At 74.2% G+C, this 23,640-nt stretch carries 17 protein-coding genes; 7 read left to right on the top strand and 10 right to left on the bottom strand.

Features of this window, described 5'->3' with window-relative positions:
- Window positions 1-67 precede the first annotated feature (67 nt).
- The 5 genes from AMK31_RS09090 to AMK31_RS09070 all read right to left on the bottom strand — a co-directional run bounded on the left by AMK31_RS09090 (window position 68) and on the right by AMK31_RS09070 (window position 7,095).
- The gene (locus AMK31_RS09090; protein WP_073939870.1) at window positions 68-2,884 is read right to left on the bottom strand and encodes an NHLP bacteriocin export ABC transporter permease/ATPase subunit; all 2,817 of its coding nucleotides are present in this window, start codon (window positions 2,882-2,884) and stop codon (window positions 68-70) included.
- Between the two features lies 1 nt (window position 2,885).
- Window positions 2,886-5,000, bottom strand: a complete 2,115-nt coding sequence (locus tag AMK31_RS09085; RefSeq protein ID WP_241842608.1) for an NHLP family bacteriocin export ABC transporter peptidase/permease/ATPase subunit — start codon at window positions 4,998-5,000, stop codon at window positions 2,886-2,888.
- A 104-nt stretch (window positions 5,001-5,104) separates the two neighbouring features.
- Window positions 5,105-5,911, bottom strand: a complete 807-nt coding sequence (locus tag AMK31_RS09080) for an HlyD family efflux transporter periplasmic adaptor subunit (RefSeq protein ID WP_073939868.1) — start codon at window positions 5,909-5,911, stop codon at window positions 5,105-5,107.
- A 101-nt stretch (window positions 5,912-6,012) separates the two neighbouring features.
- Complete coding sequence (locus tag AMK31_RS09075; protein ID WP_073939867.1) at window positions 6,013-6,228, bottom strand: hypothetical protein; 216 nt, start codon at window positions 6,226-6,228, stop codon at window positions 6,013-6,015.
- Between the two features lie 453 nt (window positions 6,229-6,681).
- Complete coding sequence (locus tag AMK31_RS09070) at window positions 6,682-7,095, bottom strand: PaaI family thioesterase (protein WP_073939866.1); 414 nt, start codon at window positions 7,093-7,095, stop codon at window positions 6,682-6,684.
- Window positions 7,096-7,300: 205 nt separating this feature from the next.
- On the opposite strand from AMK31_RS09070, the gene AMK31_RS09065 reads away from it, so the two are divergent.
- On the top strand, window positions 7,301-8,698 hold the full coding sequence (locus AMK31_RS09065) for a S1 family peptidase (RefSeq protein ID WP_073939865.1): 1,398 nt from the start codon (window positions 7,301-7,303) through the stop codon (window positions 8,696-8,698).
- A gap of 64 nt (window positions 8,699-8,762) precedes the next feature.
- On the opposite strand, the gene AMK31_RS09060 is transcribed toward AMK31_RS09065, so the two are convergent.
- Window positions 8,763-10,910 carry a SpoIIE family protein phosphatase gene (locus tag AMK31_RS09060; RefSeq protein WP_073939864.1) on the bottom strand — a complete coding sequence of 716 codons (2,148 nt, stop codon included), beginning with the start codon at window positions 10,908-10,910 and terminating at the stop codon, window positions 8,763-8,765.
- A gap of 289 nt (window positions 10,911-11,199) precedes the next feature.
- Here AMK31_RS09060 and AMK31_RS09055 point away from each other — a divergent pair, with 289 nt between their 5' ends.
- A complete protein-coding gene (locus tag AMK31_RS09055; protein WP_073939863.1) occupies window positions 11,200-11,805 on the top strand; it encodes a response regulator transcription factor in 606 nt (201 codons plus the stop codon).
- 70 nt (window positions 11,806-11,875) lie between these two features.
- Here AMK31_RS09055 and AMK31_RS09050 read toward each other — a convergent pair whose 3' ends face one another.
- Both AMK31_RS09050 and lanKC read right to left on the bottom strand, forming a co-directional pair.
- Window positions 11,876-11,992 carry a SapB/AmfS family lanthipeptide gene (locus AMK31_RS09050; protein ID WP_073939862.1) on the bottom strand — a complete coding sequence of 39 codons (117 nt, stop codon included), beginning with the start codon at window positions 11,990-11,992 and terminating at the stop codon, window positions 11,876-11,878.
- A 78-nt stretch (window positions 11,993-12,070) separates the two neighbouring features.
- The gene (gene lanKC / locus AMK31_RS09045) at window positions 12,071-14,662 is read right to left on the bottom strand and encodes a class III lanthionine synthetase LanKC (protein WP_073939861.1); all 2,592 of its coding nucleotides are present in this window, start codon (window positions 14,660-14,662) and stop codon (window positions 12,071-12,073) included.
- A 205-nt stretch (window positions 14,663-14,867) separates the two neighbouring features.
- Between lanKC and AMK31_RS09040 the strand changes: the two genes are divergently transcribed.
- From AMK31_RS09040 to AMK31_RS09020, 4 genes are all read left to right on the top strand, one after another.
- On the top strand, window positions 14,868-17,312 hold the full coding sequence (locus AMK31_RS09040; RefSeq protein WP_073939860.1) for a SpoIIE family protein phosphatase: 2,445 nt from the start codon (window positions 14,868-14,870) through the stop codon (window positions 17,310-17,312).
- 46 nt (window positions 17,313-17,358) lie between these two features.
- The gene (locus AMK31_RS09035) at window positions 17,359-17,778 is read left to right on the top strand and encodes a CBS domain-containing protein (RefSeq protein WP_073939859.1); all 420 of its coding nucleotides are present in this window, start codon (window positions 17,359-17,361) and stop codon (window positions 17,776-17,778) included.
- Between the two features lie 141 nt (window positions 17,779-17,919).
- Entirely contained in the window at window positions 17,920-18,276 is a 357-nt protein-coding gene (locus tag AMK31_RS09030; RefSeq protein ID WP_073939858.1) for a DUF6479 family protein, read from the top strand.
- A gap of 273 nt (window positions 18,277-18,549) precedes the next feature.
- Window positions 18,550-19,059, top strand: a complete 510-nt coding sequence (locus AMK31_RS09020; protein WP_073939856.1) for a metallophosphoesterase family protein — start codon at window positions 18,550-18,552, stop codon at window positions 19,057-19,059.
- Window positions 19,060-19,061: 2 nt separating this feature from the next.
- Here AMK31_RS09020 and AMK31_RS09015 read toward each other — a convergent pair whose 3' ends face one another.
- On the bottom strand, window positions 19,062-20,165 hold the full coding sequence (locus AMK31_RS09015) for an XdhC family protein (RefSeq protein WP_073939855.1): 1,104 nt from the start codon (window positions 20,163-20,165) through the stop codon (window positions 19,062-19,064).
- 156 nt (window positions 20,166-20,321) lie between these two features.
- Here AMK31_RS09015 and AMK31_RS09010 point away from each other — a divergent pair, with 156 nt between their 5' ends.
- Complete coding sequence (locus tag AMK31_RS09010) at window positions 20,322-22,295, top strand: elongation factor G (protein ID WP_073939854.1); 1,974 nt, start codon at window positions 20,322-20,324, stop codon at window positions 22,293-22,295.
- 77 nt (window positions 22,296-22,372) lie between these two features.
- On the opposite strand, the gene AMK31_RS09005 is transcribed toward AMK31_RS09010, so the two are convergent.
- On the bottom strand, window positions 22,373-23,602 hold the full coding sequence (locus AMK31_RS09005) for a glycosyltransferase (protein WP_073940132.1): 1,230 nt from the start codon (window positions 23,600-23,602) through the stop codon (window positions 22,373-22,375).
- Window positions 23,603-23,640: the final 38 nt, after the last annotated feature.

Raw genomic sequence — 23,640 nt, 5'->3', positions numbered from 1 at the left:
CGCGGACCACCGCGGGGCGGCGGCGCGACGCCCGGGCGGCGCCCGTGCCCGGTCCGTGCCGTCCGGTTCAGGCCAGCTGCCGTCGCACCAGTTCGTGCAGCCGGCCGCCGGTGTCCGCGAGGAGCCGCGCGGGCGGCCCCTGCTGGGCGACCTTGCCGTCCTCCATCACGATGACCCGGTCGGCGTCCAGGACGGTCGACAGCCGGTGCGCGATGACGATCCGGGTGGCGTCGAGCGCCTTGGTGCTCTCGATGACCCGGCGCTGGGTCTCGTTGTCCAGCGCGCTGGTCGCCTCGTCGAAGAAGAGGACGCGCGGCCGGCGGATCAGCGCCTGCGCGATCATCAGCCGCTGCCGCTGCCCGCCGGAGATCGCCCCGTTGCCGGCGACGATGGTGTGCAGGCCCATCGGCATCCGCTTGATGTCCTCGGCGAGCCCCGCCATCTCCGCGGCCGCCATCGCCTCCTCCGGCGTGTACGGCTCGGTGCCGCAGATGACGTCCAGGATCGACCCGGTGAACGGCTGCGCGTGCTGGAGCACCACCCCGCACTGCCGCCGCACCGCCGACTGGTCGAGGGCCGCCAGGTCCTGCCCGTCGTAGAGCACACTGCCCGACACCGGCCGGTCGAAGCCGATGAGCAGCCGCAGCAGGGTGGACTTGCCGCAGCCGCTCGGGCCGACGATCGCCACGAACTCGCCCGGCCGGACGTCGAAGGACACGTCGTCGAGGACGAGCGGCCCGTCGTCGGAGTAGCGGAACGACAGCCGCCGCGCCTCGATCGCGCCGGACAGCCGGCCCGGGCGGGTGCTGGCCGTGCGCACCTCCGGCAGCTCCCGCAGCACCGGCTTGATCTGCTCGTACAGCGGCAGCGCGGCCACCAGTGACACGAACGCGCCGGTCAGCTGGGTGACCGAGGTGAGCAGCATGGTCACCGAGGTGTTGAAGGCGAGGAAGTCGGCCGCCGACATCGCGCCCCGCGCCGGGCCCGCCAGCAGCATGAACATCAGCAGCGAGCACAGCGGCAGATACACCGCGCCGAGCACCGCGGAGAGGTTCTTGATCCGGCCCAGCCGCTGCTGCAGCTCCCGGCTGCGCGCGAACTCGCCCGCCCAGGCGGCGTACGCGTAGTTCTCGGCGGCCGCGACCCGCAGCTTCGGCAGGCCGCGCAGGGTCTGGAAGGCCTGGTTGTTCAGCTTGTTCGTGAGCACCGTCAGCCGCCGCTGCCAGCGCACCTGCCACAGCCCGAGCCCGAGGAACACGGCGGCGATGACGACGAGCATGCCGAGCGCCGCCAGCGCCATCGGCACGCTGTACCAGAGCAGCAGCCCCAGGTTCACGGCGCCGATCGTCACCGACTGGGCGACCGTCGGCCCGACGCCCGCGAGCAGGCGGCGGATCGCGCTGATGCCCATCGCCGCACTGGCCAGCTCGCCGGTGGACCGGCCGGTGAAGAACTTCGTCGGCAGCCGCAGCAGCCTGTCCCACACGGCCGGCTGCAGCGTCGCCTCGATACGGCCCTCCAGGCGCAGGATGGTCAGGTTCTGCAGCAGCATGAATGCCGCCGCGACCACGCTGCCGACGACGACCGCGACACAGACCTGCGCGATCAGCCCGGCCTGCGCCTTCGGCACGTACTCGCCGAGCACCTTGCCGGTCGCGATCGGCACCAGCGCGCCGATCGCCACCGTCACCAGCCCGCTGAGCAGCAGCCCGGTCATGTCGCCGCGCGTGCCCCGCATACAGAACCGCAGCAGACCGAGCGGGCCCAGCGGGCGGTCCGGCAGCGGCCGGTAGAACATCACCGCGCGCGGCTCGAACTCGGCCGCGTTGGCCTTCTCGACCGGCGTCTCCCGCCCGGTCGCCGGATGGACGGCCACATAGCCGCCGCGCCGCCACAGCAGCGCGACGGGCGCCCCGGACAGCGCCCGCTGCCCGACCAGCGGACCGACGTCGTCCCGCCACCAGCTCCCGTCCAGCCGCACCGCCCGGGTACGCACCCGGGAGGCGAGCGCGATGCGCTCCACCGGGTCGAGGCGGTCGCTCTCGGTGCCGCCGTGCCCGGGGTCGGCGAGCGTGATCCCGGCCGCGCGGGCCACCAGCCGGCAGACCGCGTACGTGGCGTCCGCGTCGGCGGACGTGGTGCGCCGCGCCGACGAGCGGCCGATGGACGCCAGCAGCGTCCGGTCGGCCTGCGCGCGCACCTGCTCACCGGCCTTGATACCGGCCGCGGTGCGGGTCTCGTGGGTGCGCTCCAGCTGCTCGATCCAGCGGTCCAGCGTGGTCAGCAGGCGGTACTGCTGGTCGACCATGCTCTGCCACACCGCCGGGTCCATCAGCAGGTCGGCGGCGGCCTCCGCGCCGTACAGGGAGCCGTACTGCACGCTGCCCGGCGGCACCTGCATCCAGAAGACGTCCTCGTCGGTGACCGCCGACGCCCCCTCGGCCGCCATCGGCGCCTGGAAGAGCACCGACAGACCACGGCCGACGCCCAGCGCGAGCGCGTACTCCAGCGGGCTCGTCGTCGGCGGCACGTACTGCGGGTTGCCGTACTCGTCGTACGACCACGTCTGCGTGGCCGCCGGCTGGTACAGCTCGCGCAGGCCGACGCGGCGCACCACGCAGTCCCGCACCGGACGCGCCACCAGCGTGTGCTGCGGGCCGGCGACCGGGCCGAGCAGCAGCGTGCCCGCCTCCAGGCGGCCCAGATGGTGCCAGTGGCCCTGCCCGCCCGCGTCCACCGCGAACAGGTCCAGCGCACCGGACGCCACCAGCCACAGCACCTGCGGCCCCTCCAGGTCGAGCCGGGTCAGGGCGGTGCCGTCGATCGGCGTGCCCAGCGCGCCCAGGGCGCCCAGGACCAGGTCGCCCTCGTCGACCGTCGTCATCTCACCGCTCCCTGACCAGCGCCGCGTACGCGCCGCCGCGCGCCACCAGCTCCTCGTGCCGCCCGCGTTCGACGACCGTGCCGTGCTGGAGGACCACGATCTCGTCGCTGTCCCGCACGGTGCTCAGCCGGTGGGCGATGACCACACAGGCACAGCCGCGCCGCCGCAGGTTGTCCATCACGACCAGCTCCGTCTCGGCGTCGAGCGCGCTGGTCACCTCGTCGAGCACCAGGATGCTGGGGCGGCGCACCAGCGACCGGGCGATCTCCAGGCGCTGGCGCTGCCCGCCGGAGAAGTTCCGCCCGTCCTGCTCGACCCGGCTGTGGATGCCGCCCGGACGGCGCATCACCACGTCGTACAGGGCCGCGTCCCGCAGCGCCTCCACGACCGCGTCGTCCGGGATCGACGGATCCCACAGCGCCACGTTGTCGCGGACCGTGCCCTCGAACAGGAACACGTCCTGGTCGACGAAGGAGACGGACGCCGCGAGCGCGCCGCGCGGGATGTCCTCCAGGCGCTGCCCGTCGATGCGGATGACGCCCTCCCACGGTGTGTACAGACCGGCGATCAGCCGGGACACGGTCGACTTGCCGCTGCCGGAACCGCCGACCAGCGCCACCTGCTGCCCCGGACCGACCGTCAGGTCGAAGCCGGTCAGCAGCGGCTTGTCGAGCGGGCTGTAGCCGAAGGTGATGTTCTCCAGCTCCACGTGCCCGTGCAGCCGCCGGGTCGACTCGCCGCCCGCGCGGGAGTACAGCGGGTCCGCGCGGAAGTTCTCCACGTCCTTCAGCCGCGCCACGTCCGCCGCGAAGTCCTGGATGCGGCCCGCGACCCCGTTCAGCCGGGTCAGCGGGGCGGTGAACCGGGTCACCAGCGCCTGGAAGGCGACCAGCAGACCCACCGAGATGTGCCCCTCGATGGCCCGCATGCCGCCGATCCACAGGATCAGCGCGCTGTTCAGCGTGGCGAGCGTCGGCGCCACCACACCCAGCCAGGCGCTCGGCACGCCGAGCCGCTGCTGCTCCTCCAGCGTGGTCGCGTGCTGCCCGGCCCACTTGCGGAAGTACCCGTCCTCGCCGCCGGTCGCCTTCATCGTCTCGATCAGCTGGAGACCGCTGTACGCCGTGGTCGTCAGCCGCGCGTTGTCGGCGCGCAGCTTCGCGGTACGGGTCGCGCGCAGCCGGATCACCACCCGCATGGCGACGATGTTCAGCAACGCCACCCCGACGCCGACGAACGTCAGCTGCGGATCGTACGTGTAGAGCAGCACGGCGTAGAGCACCACGACCACCGCGTCCACGCCCGCCGCCGCCAGGTCACGGGCCAGCGTCTCGGCGACCGCGTCGTTCGACTGCAGCCGCTGCACCAGGTCGGCCGGGCTGCGCTGGGAGAAGAAGGTGACCGGCAGCCGCAGCAGATGGCGCAGGAAGCGGGCGCTGGACAGCGTCGAGGAGATGATCCGGCCGTGATGCAGGTTCGCCTGCTGCAGCCAGGTCAGGACCAGCGTGAGCAGCACACACGCGCCCATGGACGCGAACAGCACGTCCAGCAGCGAGGTCTGCCCGCCGATCAGGAACATGTCGATGTACGTCCGGCTCAGCGCCGGCAGCGCCGCGCCGACCAGGACCAGCAGCAGGCTCGCCAGCACCGCGGCGGGCAGCGTGCCGGCGGTGCCGCGCAGCCGGGCCGGCATGGCGCCGAGGACGCCCGGCCTGCGCCCGCCCCTGGTGAAGTCCTCGCCGGGCTCCATCACCAGCACCACACCGGTGAAGCTGCCGTCGAAGTCCTCCGTCGACACGAAACGGCGGCCCTTGCCGGGGTCGTTGACCCAGACGCCGCGGCGGCCGAAGCGGCGGCCCATGCCGTCGTAGACGACGTAGTGGTTGAACTCCCAGAACAGCACGGCCGGCGCCCGCACCTCGGCGAGCGCGGCCAGGTCCATCTGCATGCCCTTGGCGGTCAGGCCGTAGCCGCGGGCGGCCTTCAGCAGATTGCTGGCGCGGGAGCCGTCACGGGAGACACCGCAGGCGATGCGCAGCTCCTCCAGCGGGACGTGCTTGCCGTAGTGGCCGAGCACCATCGCCAGGGAGGCGGCGCCGCACTCGACGGCCTCCATCTGGAGCACGGTGGGGGTGCGGACGGTCCGGCGGCGGGTCCCCGGGACCGTGCGCCGCGGCGGGGCGGCCCGGCGCCGGCCCCGGGTTTCCTCGGCGGTGGTGGTCACGGCAGCAGCCAATCGACGGGACGCTGATCGGCCAGCCGGATCGAGCCGGTGGCCACGGTCATGGAGGTGAGGGCGTGCGGCGGGCCGTCCGTCGTCGACCAGGCGTAACCGCTCTCCGTCGACGCGGACCGGTCGAGCCGCACCAGGACCGCGACCGGCCGGCCGTCCTTGGTGAACTGCTCGCCGAGCTGGCTGTCACCGAGGAACGCGGCGATCCGCTGGGCGGTCTGGGGCGAGCGGTCCACGGACTTCACATGGCCGCGCAGCACGCCGTACTCCTGGGTGGGCACCGTCTGCACGGTGAGGTCCACGGGCGCGTCGGCGGGAATGGCGGAGGCGTTCTCGGCGGGGACGTACACCGTCGCGTACAGCGGCGCGTCCCTCGCGGCGACCTTCTCCACGGCGGCCACGTTCGCACCGGTGGCGAGGATCTGACCGATCGTCGCGGCGAGCGCGGTCAGCCGGCCCGCGGCGAGGGTGCGGACCACGGTCTCGCCCTCGGCGGTACGTATCTTCAGTACGGGGGCGTCGGCGGGCAGCCGCTCGCCCTCCTTCGCCAGGATCTCGGTGACCTGGCCGGCGACGGGGCTCTGCAGGACGTAACTGCCCTGCCCGTGGGTGAGGATCGCGGGCGCGCTCACCGTGGAGGAGACGCTGCCCGTCACCGCCCACACCGAGGCGGCCGCCATCGCGACCACTGTCACGGACAGCACGAGCCAGCCCTGCGGACGGGCGAGGCGCACCGGAAGGTCCAGCTCCTCCGGCGACTGGAGCCTGGCGAGGGCCTGTTGGCGGAACTGCACGGAACTGATCCCTCACCGGGTGGAATTGCGTGACGGACATCCGAAGAGCCCCGGAGCCGGGATACGGCTCCGGGACTCGGCGGGGCACCCCGGGGGTGCGATCAGAGACCGGCGACCAGGTTGGTGACCGGGGCGGTGTTCAGGCCGGTGACACCCTCGACGGTGCCGACGACCGTGTCGACCAGGCCGGAAACCGGGGCGACGCCGTCCACCAGGCCGGTCACGGTGCCCAGGGCGTTCACGTGCAGACCGCCGGCGACGTTGTCGAGCTCGGCGTCGGAGATCTCGACGGTCTCAACCTGGGGGGTGGAGTTCATGATGGAACTTCCCTTCATATGGATATTTCACAAGGGGGGAGCGGCCCCCTCTGGGGACAGACGGACGGCCGCGACCGCAGGCGCCAGGCGCCCCGTAGAGGCGCCGTTCGCGGCCCCCGCGGTGCGAAGGATCAAAGCACGCTGCGACCTCCGTCCTCCAATCAACCACCCGCCTCACCTGGGGTTTTGAGCCCTCCGCGTGCCCAACCGTGCAGGTGCGCGCACGGCTTGTCGGCGACTTCTTCACATGCCGCACGGCATCGGCGCATCCCGGCTCTTGCCGCCGGATCGGCGAATCCGGCACTCCGGTCCCAAAGGCGTGGCCGCCGCCTCGGGCATGTGCGGATCCGCCGCTCGCGGTGAGCCCGTTGGGCATTCGATGTGCAGATTCCCTGAAGCTCTCGTTCCCGTCCGTGACCGGAACCGACCGTCACCGACCGGTCGCGGAACGTGTCAGCCCAGGATCGCGTAGACCGTGCTCGCCCGGGCCGCGAGGTCCCCGCCCGGCTCCACCGTCATCGCGATGTCCGCGAACGCCATCCGGCGGCCCAGCTTGGTCAGCACCGCGGTGATCAGCACGTCCGCCTCCGCCACCGGGCGCTGGAAGGACGTCGACTGCTGAACCGTCGTCATCGGCACGAACGCGCCCCGCGCCGCCGAGACGGCGATCACCGTCGCGGTGTCGGCGGCGGCCATCAGCGCCTGACCCGACAGCGCGCCGCCCTCCCGGGCCAGCCGGCCGGACCAGGGCAGCCGCAGCGTCGCCCGGTCGTCGCCCAACGCCTCCACGGTCAGGCCCAGTTCCAGGACCCAGGGGGCGAAGTTCACGGAGAGGATCTTCTCGGCTTCCGCCGTGGTCATCGTCATGGGGAGACATTTCCCCGAACCACGGCGGAATCCCCACCGCGGCCCCCACCGCCGTCCCGTCGGCACACATCCCGGTCCCTCCGGTTTCGCACACCCGATTGAACGCCCCGAGCGCGCCCTGCGTACCAGTGGCCATCCAGGCGCCCACCCCCGACAGCCGCCGACAGGGCGGCCGGACCCCGGTCCCTCAGGAGGTCGAGAAGTCTTGAGTCACAAGCGAATTCCGAAGCGCAAGGCCGTGCTGGCCGCAGGCGGCGTGGCGGCGCTCGGAGCGGCGGCCATCCTGCTGCCGAACGCCAACGCGTCCCAGGACGGCGCGCCGGAAGCCAAGTCCGCCCCCAGGACCCTGAAGTCCGCGGACGCCTCGGATCTCGCGGACCAGCTCGCCGGGCTGCTCGGCGACGCGTTCGCCGGGTCCTACTACGACGCCGACCGCCAGCAGCTCGTCGTCAACGTGGTCGGCGACGACAACCAGCTCGTCGTCCAGGCCAAGAAGGCGGGCGCGGCGGTCCGGCAGGTCGAGAACAGCGCCGCCGAACTGAAGGCGGCCGCGCAGACCCTGAAGAGCGAGGCGACCATCCCCGGCACCGCCTGGGCCGTCGACCCCAGAACGAACAAGGTCCTCGTCACCGCCGACAGCACCGTCACCGGCGCCAAGTGGGACACGCTGGAGTCCACCGTGCAGAGCCTCGGTTCCGGCATGGCGACCCTGCGGAAGTCCAACGGCACCTTCAAGACCTTCGCCTCCGGCGGCGACGCCATCTTCGGCGGCGGCGCCCGCTGCTCGCTCGGCTTCAACGTCACCGCCGGCGACGGCACCCCCGCCTTCCTGACGGCCGGTCACTGCGGCGTCGCGGCGCAGCAGTGGTCCGACGCCGAGGGCGGGGCGCCGATCGGCACCGTCGACCAGGCGGTGTTCCCCGGCGAGGGTGACTTCGCCCTCGTCAAGTACGACGACCCCGCCACCCAGGCGCCGAGCGAGGTGAACGCCGAGGGCCAGACCGTCCCGATCCTCCAGGCGGCGGAGGCCACCGTCGGCCAGGAGGTGTTCCGGATGGGCTCCACCACGGGCCTCGCCGACGGCACCGTCACCGGGCTCGACGCCACCGTCAACTACCCCGAGGGCACGGTCACCGGCCTCATCCAGACGAACGTGTGCGCCGAACCCGGCGACAGCGGCGGCTCGATGTTCACCCAGGACGGCCTCGCCCTCGGCCTGACCTCCGGCGGCAGCGGCGACTGCACGGTCGGCGGGGAGACGTTCTTCCAGCCGGTCACCACGGCACTGGAGGCGGTCGGCGCGACGCTGGAGGGCGCTGACGGCGCCGGCGGCGCGGGCGCGGACGAAGGCGCGGGCGCCGGCGGTGAGCAGGAAGGCGCCGGTGGCGCGGAGGAAGGTGCCGGTGGCGCGCAGGAGGGCGTCGGAGGCGCGGAGGAAGGCGTCGGCGGTGCCGAAGAGGGCGTCGGCGGTGCCGAGGAGGGCGCCGGTGACGCACAGGAGGGCGTCGGCGGCGAGCAAGCGGGCGCCGGTGAGCAGGCCGGCGGCGGAGACGAGGCCGCCGAGGAGGCCGGCGACTCCGGCCTGACCCAGAATCACAGCTGACCCGCCCCACCACGTGGTCCGGCCCCTCGGCGGAGGGGCCGGACCTTCGTCGTACCGGCCCGCCTCACCCCCGCGCCCGCAGCAGCAGCAACGCCACGTCGTCCGCCCGCTCCGCCGCGCCCGCCCCCTGCCCGACCAGTACGTCGGCCAGCTCGTCCAGCGGCAGCCGCCCCGCCTCCGTCAGCAGCTCGCCCAGTGCGGCCAGCGCCTCCTCGATGTCGACGCCGGGGGACTCGATCAGCCCGTCGGTGTACAGCACGAGCACCGACCCGGGCGCGAAGTCGACCTCCGTCGTCGGATACACGGCCGACGCGTCGATGCCCAGCAGCGGCCCGCCCGCCAGGTCGAGCACCCGGACCCGCCCGTCCGGCCGGCGCAGCAGCGGCGGCGGATGCCCGGCCCGCGCCATCACCGCCCGCGCGTGCCGCGGGTTCAGCCGCAGATACAGGCAGCTGGCGAACAGATCGGTGCCGAGGTCGATCAGCAGCCGGTTGGTGCTGCCCATGACCTCCTGCGGTGACTGGCCGACGGCGGTGTACGCCCGTACCGCGGTCCGGATCTGCCCCATCAGCCCGGCCGCCGTCACGTTGTGCCCCTGCACGTCGCCGATCACCGCGACCGCGGTGCCCGCCGAAGGCACCGCGTCGTAGAAGTCGCCACCGATGTCCATGCCCCGTGTGCTCGGCAGATAGCGGGCGGCCGCGTCGATGCCCGGCAGCGGCGGCAGGGACGGCGGCAGCAGCGCCGCCTGGAGGCCGTGCGCCAGCTGGTGCTTGGCGTCGTACAGCAGGGCCCGCTCCAGGGCCAGCGCGATCAGCCCGGCCATGCTGGTCAGCACCGACCGCTCGTCCGCCGCGAAGTGGCGCGGACCGGAGTAGGCGAGCACACAGGTGCCCACCGGGCGCCCGGAGGCGATCAACGGCAGGTACGCCCAGGCCGCGAACCCGTCCGGGCTCTCCGCCCGCGCCGGATACAGCCGCTCCAGCTCCTCCCGGGACTCGAAGAACGCGGGCACGCCGGTGTGCAGGGCGTGCGCCCCCGGCGTCGCCGACCCCAGCGGCGTCCCGTCGAACCGCTCCACGAGCCGCGGATCGGGATAGCCGCGATGCCCCAGCACCCGCAGCCGCCCGCCCCGCGAGGCCAGCAGGACCAGGGCGTGGCTGCCGACGGCCGGGGCGAGCTCGTCCGCCACCAGCTGGACGACGTCCTGCACGCCGACCGCCTCGGTCAGCGCGCTCGCCAGCGTCAGCACCTGCGAGATGGTGACCAGCCGGGACGGCCCCTCACCGGCCGACGGCTCGGCCTGCCCCGTCGGCGAGACGGACCGGGCCCGGGTGATCCGCACACTGAGCCCGCTCGTGCTCGGGTACAGCCGGAAGGACAGCCACTCGCCGGGCGGGCGCAGCGCCACGAACGACGTGGCGTGCTGGCTGAACAGGGCGGCCCGGTACCGGTCCTCGTAGACCGGGTCGTTCAGCCACGGTACGGACGCCCACAGCTGGGTGCCCACCAGCCGGGACACCGGCTCACCGATCAGTTCGGCCGCCGCCGGGTTGGCGAAGGCGACCCGCCCGTGGATGTCGAGCGAGCACAGCCCGTACGGAAGCCGGGACACCATCCGGGCCGCCTCGACCGCGCCGATCGTGCCCGGTGTGCCCCCGACCACCGGCGCGGCCAGCAGATCCGGCTCGGGCAGCACCGGGCGGCTCTCCCGGGCCGCCCGCTCCAGCCGCAGCGCCAGCCGGTCGCAGGCCGACGTCAGCTGCTCCCGGATCCGGTCGGTCAGCGCCGGCGCGTGGGAGCCGGGCCAGGTGACGAACACCGCGCCGTACACCGTGCCTCCCGTCACCACCGGCACCGCGGCCAGCGCGAAGGGGTACGGCAGGACCACGGCGACCCTGGGGTAGCGGCGGGCCATCTCCTCCTCGCCGCCGACCCAGACCAGCCGCCGTTCGCGCACCGCTTCGGCGACCGGGATCGGCGCGCCCACGCCGACGCGCTCCCAGGGCGCGGAGAAGGCCCGCGGCAGCCCGGCCATCACCGCCATCTCGAGCACTTGTCCGTCGGGGGAGAGGAGGTACACCGCGCCGGAGTGGGCGTGCACGCCGTCGAGCATCGCGGCGAGCGCGAGCGACAGCAGGGGCTCGCCGGCCGGCTGCCGCTCGGCCGCCGGTGCCCGGGTGTGCGGCTGCCCGTCGTCCACGCCGACCACCTCCTCGCGGCGCCGCGAGCCGTGTCCCCGGCATCAAATCTCTCTCGCCCCGGCCGTCCGCGCCATCTCTGGGCGGACGCGCCGGCCGCGACGAAGGGCGCCTCGCGTACCCCGAAGCCCGGTGATCATGCCCCCCGAACGGATGCGTGGGAAGGAGCATGGGCGCGCTGTACGCGCCCCCGCGCATCCCGTTGGCCGGATCTTGCGCGCTCAGGCAGGAGCGCCGGGACCAAGAATGGGCACGCGCTCACCACGACGAGCCGACGGCGGAGAGCTGAAAGGGACAGCGGTGATCCGGGTACTTCTGGTGCATGATTCGAGTCTGGTGCGATCGGTTCTGGCGGAGTGGCTGAGCCGGGAACCCGACCTGGGCGTCGACGACGCCCCATGGCAAGCCGCGCCGGGCCGGGCGCGATCCTTACGGCCGGACGTGTGTGCCGCGGACCTGGACTACACAGGCCGCTACGGCATCCCGCCGCTGGGCGAGCTGTGCGGCCGGGGCGGCGAGAGACCGCCCCGGCTGCTGGTGCTGGCCACCGCGGACCGGCCGGGGCTGCTGCGGCGTGCCGTGGAGGCGGGGGCGCTCGGCTACGTCGACAAGGCGGGCTCGCCGGAGCGCCTGGTGCGGGGCATCCGGTGCGTCGCCGCAGGGGAACGTTTCGTCGACAACACGCTGGGCCTGGGCTTCCTCAAGGCCTCCCAGATACCGCTGACCAGACGGGAGCTCAGCGTGCTGTCGCTGGCGGCCGAGGGCGCGTCCATCGCGGAGATCGCCGGCAGCCTGCACCTGTCCCGGGGCACCGTCCGCAACTACATGGCCGCCATCACCCGCAAGACCGGCGCCCGCAACCGGATAGACGCGATCCGCATCTCGCAGGGGGAGGGCTGGCTGTAGCCGGTGCCGGCCCGGGGCACGGGCAGGGCCCCGGACGCTGCCGCCCGGGGCCCTGGTGGTGCGGTGCCGGTCAGAGACAGAGCAGCACGCTCGCCGCGCTGATGCAGGAGAGCAGGCTCACCGTGCTCGCGCCGCCGCCGCCGGTGTGCTCGTCGGCTTCCATCGTCTGCAGGTCGAGAAGGGCCATCTTCTTTTCCTTTCCGTGATGGTGAGACGTCCCGTGGGGACGGGTTGGGTCACGACGCCGCCGGTCGGCGACGCCGCGTCATGAGGGCCGCCCGGCGGGCGGCGGGAGGAACGGCAGCGCGGCGGGCGTGTCGCCGAGGGCGGCGCCCAGCGCCAGCAGGCAGCCGGCCGTTCCGGTGGCCAGGTCCATGGAGAGCCGCATCATCTGGTGGCCGGGGAAGGCCAGCTGGCCCTGGTACGGCATCGCGAGCCAGCCGAGCCCCGCGAGCTGCTCCGCCAGCCGCGCCCGGACATCGGCACCCGGCGCGGTGGTGCGGCCGAGGTGCAGGATCATCCCGGCCCGGCCCTGGAAGAGCCCGGGCTGCGCGTAGAAGCGGCAGGTGGCGGCGGTGAGCACCCCCGCGCGGGCCCGTTCGAGCTCCCCGGTGTCGTCCGTGGCGTGGGCGAGGTAGTCGTCGATCACCATGCCGAGCCCGACGCTGCCGTCACCGAGATACGGCAGGGTGCGCCAGCCCTCGTCCACCTCCAGCGCCCCGCCCTCGCGGACCACGCAGGAGGCCAGATCCCGCCGCAGCGCCCGCCCGGCCGCCGCCAGCAGCTCACCGTCGCCGGTGGCCTCGTGGCGCCGCAGCAGGAACAGCGCCTGCCCGGTCGCCCCGCGCAGCAGCCCGGCGCGCCGCCGGGGCGCCTCCGGAAGCGGCTCCGCGAGCCGTCGTACGACGATCTCCGCGGCCTCGTCGGCCCGCTCCCGCAGGCCCGGCTCGCCGGTGGTGCCGGCGAGGTGCCCGAGGACCAGGCCGAGCCCCGCGAGCCCGCCGTGCAGGTCGGAGGAGAGGTTCTGCCAGCGCTCGCGCAGGATGCCGTCGACCAGGTCCAGCGCCCGCTGCCGGTGCCCGAGCCGGTCCAGGACCAGCGCGACGCCCGCGAGACCGTCGTACAGGCCCAGCGGGGTGCCCGCCGGGGGCGGGGCCGTACGGTCGAGGAGCCAGCGTTCGCCCTCCTCGTAGCGCTGCGCGCCGGTTTCGGCCAGCGCGTGCAGCACCCCGGCCGCGCCGTGCGCGAGACCGAGCCCGCCGCCGTCGGAGAACTGCGCGATGTCGCCGGGGAAGAGCCGGTCGGTGCGCTCGGGGGTGGCCGAGGCGAGGATCGCCTTGACCATGGAGTCCCGGCTGTGCGGCCAGTCGGCGGGTTCGACGAGCCGCGCCGACCCGCCGCGGGCGGGCCCGGCCGCGTCCCGGGTGATCTCCGCGACCGCCTCGTCCAGGAACGCCCGCGGCACGTCCGGGAACTGCTCGGCGATCACCTCGGCCAGATGCGCCGCCTTGCCCCGGTCGATCACGAACAGCGTGGTCACCGGCATGAACAGGGCGAGCCGCAGACACGCCAGCGCATAGCGGTCGACGTCGGCGCCCCGGCGGTCGGGCGGCGCGAAGAACCCCGGGTGGGCGACGACCTGGCGGCCGTTCTCGGCCACCGGCGCGGCCGCCTCGAAGTCCAGCAGGAACACCGACTCCTCGTCGGGCGCCACCATGATGTTGAAGACGTGCAGGTCGTGGAAGACGATCCCGCGCTCGTGCACCGCGTCCACCGCCCGCTCCACCGCCCGGTGGATGCGCAGCGCCCACGCCGTGTAGTCGGCGACGGCCCGCGGATCGGGGTCGGGGACGAGCAGCGGGTGCCGTTCGGCGAAGAACGAGTTGAGCGGCCGCCCCTCGACGAAGTCCATCACCAGGAACCGGTGCTCGCCCAGCGTGAACCAGTCGCGCACCTCCGGCACCACCCCGGTGCCGGCCACTTGCTCCAGGGCCCGCTTCTCCCGCTCCAGCCGGGCGATCGCGTCCGCCCCGTCGGCCGCGAGCCCCGCGTGCGGCCGCCCCTCCTTCAGCACGACCCGGCGCCCGTCACGGGTGTCGGTGCCCGCGTACACGCCGCCGCCGTTGGAGAAGTGCAGCGCCTTCTCGATGCGGTACGGCAGGTCGCCGACCGTCGTCGCGTTGCGCGCCGCCAGCTGCGGGGCCAGGAAGTCCGGCAGCGTCACCCACTCCGGCACCCGGAAGGACGGGTCCCGCCGGTCCGGCACCAGCCGTCCCTCGCCGTCGCGCACCGCCGGCACCAGCGACCCGCGCTCGTCGACCACGTAGGACCGCGCGAAGGCGCCGTAGCGGACGTGCAGCGGACCGTCGTCCCAGCGCAGATCGGTCAGGATGTACGGCCCCTCGAAGCCCTTCAGCAGCGCGCCCAGCTCGGTCAGCACCAGGCGCAGCTGCTCCTCGTCGACCGGGTAGACGGTGACGAACTTGCCGCTGCCCTCGCGTGGCGCGTACTTGGCGTTGCGCAGATGCAGCAGATGCGCGGCCGGGACGAACTTGAACGGGATGCGGCGCGGCACGCAGTAGTCCCACACGATCTCCGCGATCCGCTCCGCGTTCGCCCGGGTGGCCGAGGCGTGGATCTTCCAGCCCTGCGCCGGACCGGGCAGCGGCTCGCCGTCCGCGTCGAGCGGCGTCATCGTCAGCCAGTCGCCGGTGCGCGCCGCACGCCAGCCCTCGGGCACCTCGCGCCGGGCCACCGCGTACAGCGGAGCGGCGGTGTGCCCGTCGCCCGTGAGCCGGTCGGGCGTGTCGTAGAAGTGCCCGTCCGCGAGGGCGTACACCTCGTACCGCTTGTCCATGCCTCCCCCTCCGTGACGGCCACTGAGCCTTCCAGCCGGCCGGCGGCTCCGGACAGTCACGCCTGTCACGAGGTCGGTGTGCGGTACGCACGGGTCAAGACATGTTCGGGACCTTTCGACCGCGGACTGCGCGCAGACTCCGCGCCGGCTCCACGGAACGCACACAGGGGCTGCGCGGACGCCCCATTAGCGCTGTAATACGGACGTGGTCAATGACGGCGCCGCGGGACGTGGAACGGTGACGCCGCGCGCCGAGATCGCCCTGCGAGCGATCACGGACGACCGGGACACCCCCGAACGGCTGCACCGCGTCCTCGAACAGTCACTCGTCTTCGCGGGGGCGACTTTCGCCGCCGTGTACGCCCCCGACGAGGACGGAGACCTGCTGTGCCTGGTCGAGTCGGCGGGCGTCCCCCGGACGCTGTACGGGCTGCGCGACAGTTATCCGGTCGCCGGGCGCTCCCCGGCCGCCGACGCCCACCGCGACCGGCGGCCGGTCTGGGTGAGCCCCGCCGAGCTGGCCGCCCGCGCCGACAGCCGGCGCACCCCGGGACCGGAGTTCCACCTGGCCGCGCTGCCCGCGAGCCGGGACACCCACGGCGGCTGCCTGCTCGCCGTCAGCGAGGACCCGCACGGCTTCGACACCGATCAGCGCAAGGCCCTCGAACTGATCGCCGACGCCGTCACCTGCCCCGCCCCGCCCGCCCATCCCGAGGGCGGCGAACTCCCGCCGCACGCCTTCGCCCTCGCCATGGACACCGGCCGCGTCGAGGTCGGCGACGGCATCCTCGACCTGTTCGGCCTCACCCGCGACGACTTCGACGGCAAGGTCGAGACCCTGCTCGGGCTCACCGTCCCCGAGGACCTGCCCTCGCTGATGTCCGTGGTCGAGGCCGACCACATGTCCGTGGGCGACCGCGAACTGGAGTTCCGCGTGCGCCGCCCGGCCGGCCCGCCCCGCTGGCTGCGGCTGCGCGGCCGTATGCAGCCCGGCGGCGAGGGACAGCAGGCGCGGCTCGTCGGCACCGTCGTCGACGCCTCCCAGCTGCGCTCCGACGTCACCGACGTCGCCCGCGTGCAACGCCTGGCCGCCGCGCTCTCCACCGCCGGGACGGTCCGTGACGTCAGCCAGGCCGTCGTCGCCGCCCTGCGCCGGCCGCTGCGCGCCGACCGCATCGCCCTCGCCGAACTGGAGCACGACCGGCTCGTCGTCACCGTCCTCGACCCGCCCGAACCCGAGGCCTGGCCCGAACTGTGGCGCCTGGAGTGGCGCACCGAGTGGCCCGACGCGCCCGTGCGGGCCATGCCCACCCTCGCCGCCGCGCTGCGCGAGGGCCGCGCCCAGATCTGGCCCTCCGGCACCACCCTGGAACCCGCCCTCGCCGACGTCGGCCCCGGCGGTCTCGCCGTACTGCCGCTGTCCGCCGGCGGCCGGATGGCCGGCGCCTGCCTGATCGGCTGGGACAGCCCGCACGACTTCGGCCCCGACGAACGCGCCCTGCTCACCGCCTCCGCAGGACTCGCCGGACAGGCCCTGATGCGCGCCCACGCCTTCGACGCCGAACACGAACTCGTCGGCATGCTCCAGCGCCAGCTGCTGCCCCGCCGGCTCCCCAGACTGCCCGGCGCCGAGGCCGTCGCCCGCTACCTGCCCGCCACCGCCGGACTGGAGGTCGGCGGCGACTGGTACGACGTCATCCCGCTGCCCGATCACCACGTCGCCCTCGTCATCGGCGACGTGCAGGGCCACAGCCCGGCCGCCGCCACCCTGATGGGCCAGATGCGCACCGCGCTGCGCGCCTACGCCGTCGAGGGACACCCGCCGGACGTGGTCGTCTCGCACGCCAACCGGCTCCTCGTCGACATGGAGACCGACCTCTTCGCCACCTGCGCCTACGTCGACGTCGACATGGAGGAGGGCACCGCCTGGTGCGTCCGCGCCGGCCATCTGCACCCGGTGCTGCGCCACCCGGACGGCTCCGCCCAGGTCGTCGAGACGGAGGGCGGCCCGCCGCTCGGCGTGCTCACCCAAGCCGACTTTCCCATGACCCCGATCCGGCTCCAGCCCGGCACCTTGCTCGCCCTCACCACCGACGGGCTCGTGGAGTCCGCCGACACCGACATCGACGAGGGCATGGACCGCTTCGCCCAGCGGCTCGCCCGCTCCGACCCCGCCCACCTCGGGCTGGTCGCCGACGGCCTGCTGGGCAACGCCCGGCGCAGCGACGACGTCGCCCTGCTGCTGATGCGCTACGACGGCATGGCGGTCCGCCCGCGCCGGGAGACCTGGTCGGTCTGGCGGGTCCCGGAGGCCGTGCGGCACGCCCGCCGCTTCACCAAGCGCACCCTGCGCGCCTGGGGCGTCGCCGCCCACGCCGACGCGGTCCTCCTGATCGTCTCCGAACTCGTCACCAACGCCCTCGTGCACACCGAGGGCCCGGTCCGCATGGACCTCACGCTGGTCGGCAACCGGATGCGGATCGCCGTCGCAGACGCCTCGCCCCGCACCCCGGTCAAGCCGACCAGCATCGGCTGGGAGGCCACCGGCGGCCGCGGCCTGCTCCTCGTCGAGGCCATGTCGGCGGCCTGGGGCACCGTCCCCGTCAGCGGCGGCAAGCAGGTGTGGAGCGAGCTCGTGCTGGAGCCCTGAGACCGGGTACCCGGAGCGCGGACGGACGACGACGAGGAGGTACGTCATGACTCAGCACGTCCGCGACATCATGACCGCCGATCCGGTGACCGTGGAACCGCAGACGTCGGTCGCGGCGGTCGCCCGGATCATGCGCGACGAGGACATCGGCGCGGTCCTGGTCACCGAGGGCGACGACCTGCGGGGCCTGGTCACCGACCGCGACCTGGTCGTCCGGTCGATCTCCGAGGGCGGCGACCCCGAACAGACCACGGTGGCCGGCGCGTGCAGCGAGGACCTGTTCACGCTCCAGCCCGACGAGGACCTGGACAACGCCATCCAGCTGATGCGCGAACACGCCGTGCGCCGCGTGCCCGTCGTCGAGCAGGGCCACCCGGTGGGCATCGTCTCCCTGGGCGACCTGGCGATGGAACGCGACCCGGGCTCGGCCCTCGGCGACATCAGCGTGGCCCGGCCGAACACCTAGGGACCGCACACCGCGGAGGGCGGCCCGGCCAGGGCCGCCCGATCGGCCGCGGTCAGGCCGGGACCGGCCCGCCGGTCGCACACCGGCACCCGTCCGGGGGTGACTGGTCATTCACCCGGCGACTTCGGGTACTCGACGTCCATGAACACAACCGCCAGCGAAGTCGCCGCCTCGGGCTCCGGGGTCGGCATGGCCGTCATCCTCGTCGGAGGCGTCGTCATCACCGCCGCACTGATCTGGGCCGTACTGCTCGGTATCCGGGCGCGCAAGCGGGAGCCCCGCCGGCCCCGCCCCGACGAACAGCCCAGGCTGCCCGACTCCGGGCCGGTCCACGAGACCCGGGAGCAGCGGGCCCCGCACGGCATGGGCGAGGGCGAACGGCTCACCCCGCACGAACTGAGGCCCACCGGGGGCACCCCCAGCGGCGACCAGCGCCGCCCGCGCTGGGACGAGGGCTCCAGCGGCTCCTTCGGCGGGGGCGGGTCCGGCGCCACCTGACCCGACCGGTGTTTGCCCACTTCAACGAATGGGGACCCGGGGTGGCGTCAGTGAAGTGAGAGGAGCAGGCCGTGACGACACCCACCAGTGACAAACCCGTCGCCCGAAGGCCCGAGACAGGCTGGTCGAGGGCCCGGCGCATGAAGGAGAAACCAGCCCTGCGCACCTGCGTGTCGGCCGTCCGGGACCCCGAGGGCCCAGCGCGCCCGGACCTCGCCCTGGAGGGGAACATCGTGAGGGGTGAGGACTGACCGGCGGCCGTACGCTGAGGCGGTGCGCCTGTTGCTGATGTCCGACACCCACGTCCCCAAGCGCGCCCGGGAGCTGCCCGCGCCGCTGCTCGCCGAACTGCCACGCGCCGACGTCGTCTTCCACGCGGGGGACTGGGTCGACACGGCCACCCTCGACCTGCTGGAGCGGCACAGCCGCCGGCTGGTCGCCGTGTACGGCAACAACGACGGGCCCGAACTGCGCGCCCGGCTCCCCGAGGTGGCCCACGCCGAACTGGGCGGGCTGCGCTTCGGCGCCGTCCACGAGACCGGACCCGCACAGGGCCGCGAGACGCGCTGCGCCGCCCGCTTCCCCGACCTCGACGTGCTGGTCTTCGGCCACAGCCACATCCCCTGGGACACCACCGCCCCGTCGGGCCTGCGTCTGCTGAACCCCGGCTCGCCCACCGACCGCCGCCGTCAGCCGCACTGCACCTACATGACGGCGACGGTCGCCGACGGCGAACTGACCGACGTCACCCTGCACCGGCTGCCACCGCGCCGGGACCGCTGAGCCTACGGCCGCGGCGGGTGCACCGCGCCCGTCGTCGCGGCCAGCGGAGTCCCGCTGCCGCCCCGGCGCAGCGCGACGATCTCCGCCGCGACGGACACGGCGACCTCCTCGGGCGTGCGCGCCCCGAGGGCCAGGCCGATCGGCGAGCGCAGGCGGGCCAGTTCCGCCGCGCCGACCCCGGCCCCGGCCAGCTTCCGCGCCCGCTCGTCGTGGGTGCGGCGGCCGCCCATCGCCCCGATGTACGCGGCGGGCCGGCGCAGCGCCTCCGCCAGCAGCGGCACGTCGAACTTCGGATCGTGCGTCAGCACACAGATCACCGTGCGCTCGTCCGTCCCGGTGCCGCGCAGCCAGCGGTCCGGCCAGTCGACGACCACCTCCACGCCCGGCGGGAAACGCTCGGGCGTGGCGAACACCGGGCGGGCGTCGCAGACGGTGACCCGGTAGCCGAGGAAGACACCGATGCGCGCCACGGCCGCCGCGTAGTCGATGGCGCCGAACACCAGCATCCGCGGCGGCGGCGCGAACGAGTGCAGGAACACCGAGACTTCGTCCGCCCGCCGCTCACCGCGCGGCCCGTAGTGCCGTACGCCGGTGGCGCCGAGGGCGAGTTCGCCGCGCGCGTCGGCGGTGACCGCCGCGTCCAGGCCGCTCGTACCCAGCGTGCCGGACACCTCGCCGGGCCAGACGGCCAGCGTGGCCCCGCGCGGCGCCGGACCGTCGGTCACGGTCGCCACGGTCACCGGGCGTCCCCCGGCCACGGACGCGGCGACCGCGCCGAACGACGGGTCGTGGCCGGGGCTGACCGGCCGCACCAGCACGGTGATCTCGCCGCCGCAGGTCAGGCCGACCGCGAAGGCGTCCTCGTCGCCATACCCGAACTTCTCCAGCCGCGCCCGGCCGCTCGCCGCCACCTCCCGCGCCAGTTCGAACACGGCGCCCTCGACACAGCCCCCGGACACACTGCCGACGGCCTCGCCGCCCGGCCCGACCGCCATCGCCGCGCCGGGATCGCGGGGCGCGCTGCCGCTGACCGCGACGACGGTGGCCAGGCCGAACGGTTCGGCCGCCGCGTACCAACCGCTGAGCACCGGAAGAATGTCCCGCACGGCCCGCTCCCGTCGTAAATCCGTTGGCGCCTCGCCCGCGGTTCTGCTGCACTGCATCCGACCACCCGTCGTCGCACCCCGAGGAGCGATCCATGCGCGCTGCGTCCATGTCCATCCCGCAAGGAACGGCCCCTACCACCAAGGACATGACGCTTCGTGCATTTGCTCAACCTCGGGATCCTCGCCCATGTCGACGCCGGTAAGACCAGTCTGACCGAACGGCTGCTGCACAGCGCCGGAGTCATCGACGAGATCGGCAGTGTCGACGCCGGCAGCACCCGCACCGACACCCTCGCGCTGGAGCGGCAGCGCGGCATCACCATCAAGTCCGCCGTCGTCTCGTTCCCGCTGGACGGCGTGACCGTCAACCTCATCGACACCCCCGGCCACCCGGACTTCATCGCCGAGGTGGAGCGGGTGCTCGGCGTGCTGGACGGCGCCGTCCTGGTCGTCTCGGCCGTCGAGGGCGTCCAGGCGCAGACACGGGTGCTGATGCGGACCCTGCGCCGGCTGCGCATTCCCACCCTGCTCTTCGTCAACAAGATCGACCGCCGTGGCGCGGCCTACGAGGACGTGCTGCGCGCCGCCGCCGAACGGCTGTCGGCCGCCGTCGTCCCGATGGGCACCGCCACCGGCCTCGGCACGCCCGGGGCCCGCTTCACGCCCCGCCCGGTCCCGGCCGCGCTGGACGTCCTCGCCGACCACGACGACGACCTGCTCGCCGCCTATGTCGACGGCCGGGTCCCGGACGCCCTGGTGCGAGCGGCGCTGGCCGAGCAGACCCGGCAGGGCCTGGTGCATCCCGCGTACGCGGGTTCCGCGATCACCGGAGCGGGCGTGGACGCGCTGATCGACGGCATCGGACGGCTGCTGCCCACCGCCGGCGGCGACCCGGACGGGCCCGTCTCGGGCACCGTCTTCAAGGTGGAACGGGGTCCGGCGGGGGAGAAGGTGGCGTACGCCCGGCTCTTCTCCGGCACCCTGCGCACCCGCGACCGGATCCGCTTCGGTGCGCGGGGCCGCGAGGGCCGGGTGACGGCCGTGCACGTCTTCGAGGACGGTACGGACGTCCGCCGGGACGCGGTCGGCGCGGGCCGCATCGCCCGGTTGTGGGGTCTCGGCGAGGTCAGGATCGGCGACTGGCTCGGCGTGCCCCGCACCACGGACGGGCACCTCTTCGCCCCGCCGACCCTGGAGACCGTCGTCGAACCGGTCCGCCCGGCGGACCGGCGGGCCCTGCACCTCGCGCTCACCCAGCTGGCCGAACAGGACCCGCTGATCGGCCTGCGGCACGACGAGGTGCGCCAGGAGACCTCCGTGTCGCTGTACGGGGAGGTGCAGAAGGAGGTCGTCCAGGCGACCCTCGCCGACGACTACGGCCTCGACGTCGCCTTCCGCGAGACGACACCGCTGTGCGTCGAACGCCTGACCGGGACGGGTGCGGCGGTCGAGTTCATCAAGAAGGACGACAACCCCTTCATCGCCACCGTCGGCCTGCGCGTCGACCCCGCCCCGGTCGGCGCGGGCACGCAGTTCCGGCTGGAGGTGGAGCTGGGCTCGATGCCGTACGCCTTCTTCAAGGCCGTCGAGGACACCGTGCGGGAGACTCTGGGACAGGGCCTGTACGGCTGGCGGATCCCCGACTGCACGGTCACCATGACCCACTCCGGGTACTGGCCGCGCCAGAGCCACGCCCACCAGGGCTTCGACAAGAGCATGTCCAGCACCGGGGCCGACTTCCGGGGGCTGACCCCGCTGGTCCTGGCCGAGGCGCTGCGCCGGGCCGGCACCCGGGTGCACGAACCGATGCACCGGTTCCGGCTGGAGGCGCCGGCGGACACGCTGGGCGCTCTGCTGCCGGTGCTGTCCGCGCTGCGGGCGGTGCCGCGCACCACCGAGACGCGCGGCGCGCTGTGCGTCCTCGACGGCGTGGTGCCGGCGGCGCTCGTCCACGCGCTGGAGCAGCGGCTTCCGGGGCTCACCAGGGGCGAGGGCGAGCTGGAGAGCGCCTTCGACCACTACGCGCCCGTCGACCGGGGCGCCGCGGTACCCCGGCGGCCGCGCACGGACCACAATCCGCTGAACCGGAAGGAGTATCTGCTCAACCTCACCGGCAGGACGGCGAGTTGAGGGAGCCGGGGGACCGGAACCGACCCAGTGGGCCGCTCGAACGGCCCGCCGGAACGCCGGGAACCGGCGGCCGTGCCCTACCCGCGCAGCCGGTTCACCCGCTCCACCACCGCCGCGGTCCCGTCCTCCGCCCGCACCCGGGAGCCGAGCGCCCGCGCCCGCTCCCGGTACCCGGCGTCGCGGGTCGCCTCCACCAGGGCCGCGGCCAGGGCGTCGGCGGTGACCCGGCGCAGCGGCAGCGCGCGGGGCGCCACGCCCAGGGCCACCAGCCGGGCCGCCCAGAACCCGGCGTCGAACTGCACCGGCACGGGCACGGCGGGCACCCCGGCCCGCACCCCGGCCGCGGTGGTGCCCGCACCGGCGTGATGGACCACGGCGGCCATCCTGGGGAACAGCGCCGCGTGCGGCACCTCCCCGACCGTCAGCATGTCGTCCCCGTCGGCCGCCAGCCCGCCCCAGCCCCGCTGGATCACCCCGCGCAGCCCCGCGCGCCGCAGCGCGGCCACGATCCCGGCGCTGAGCCCCGCCGGATCCGGCACGGTCGCGCTGCCCAGACCGACGAACACGGGCGGCGGACCCGCGTCGAGGAAGTCCCGCAGCCCGGCCGGGAGTCGGAGGTCACGGTCGTACGGCCACCAGTACCCGGTGACCTCCAGTCCGGCCCGCCAGTCGCGCGGCCGGGGCACGACCAGCGGGCTGAAGCCGTGCAGGATCGGCCAGTTCCGCTTCTCCCGGGCCCGCCGTGCCGCGCCGGGACCGAGGGCCGGCAGCCCCAGCCGGGCCCGTACCGCCGGGACTGCCCCCGAGAACACCCGCTCCACGGCCGCGCCCACCCCGTGCCCGGCGAGCCGGTTCCCGACACCGCCCCAGGACCCGGCACCCAGTACCGGCGGCGCGAACTCCCCGGTGGCGGCCAGCGGTTGCAGATAGACACCCATGCTCGGCAGCCGCAGCCCCTCGGCGAGGGTGTGCCCGAGCGGCGCGAGCGAACTGGACAGCAGCAGCACCTCGCTGGTCCGCGCCGCGGCGAGCAGATCGTCGGTCATCCGCCCGACCAGCGCCCGCGCCATCCCCACCACCCGCAGCAGCTTGCCGACGCCGCTCGCGCTGCGGTGCAGCCCCCGCCCCCGCGAAGTCTCCAGCTCCGCCCGCGGATCCACCGGCAGCGCGTGGAATCCCAGCCCCGAATCCGCCACCAGCGGTTCGAAAGCCCCGTGGGTCACCAGCGTCACCTGGTGCCCGGCCCGCGACAGCGCCCGCCCGAGTCCGGTGTAGGGCGCCACGTCGCCCCGTGATCCCGCCGTCATGATGGCCACTCGCACGCCGGCCAGTATGCCGCGTGCGA

It is taken from the genome of Streptomyces sp. TSRI0107 (assembly GCF_001905845.1).
GTDB lineage: Bacteria > Actinomycetota > Actinomycetes > Streptomycetales > Streptomycetaceae > Streptomyces.
The sequence above is the reverse complement of the archived record's forward strand: the minus strand, read 5'-3'. Positions and strand labels throughout refer to the sequence as shown.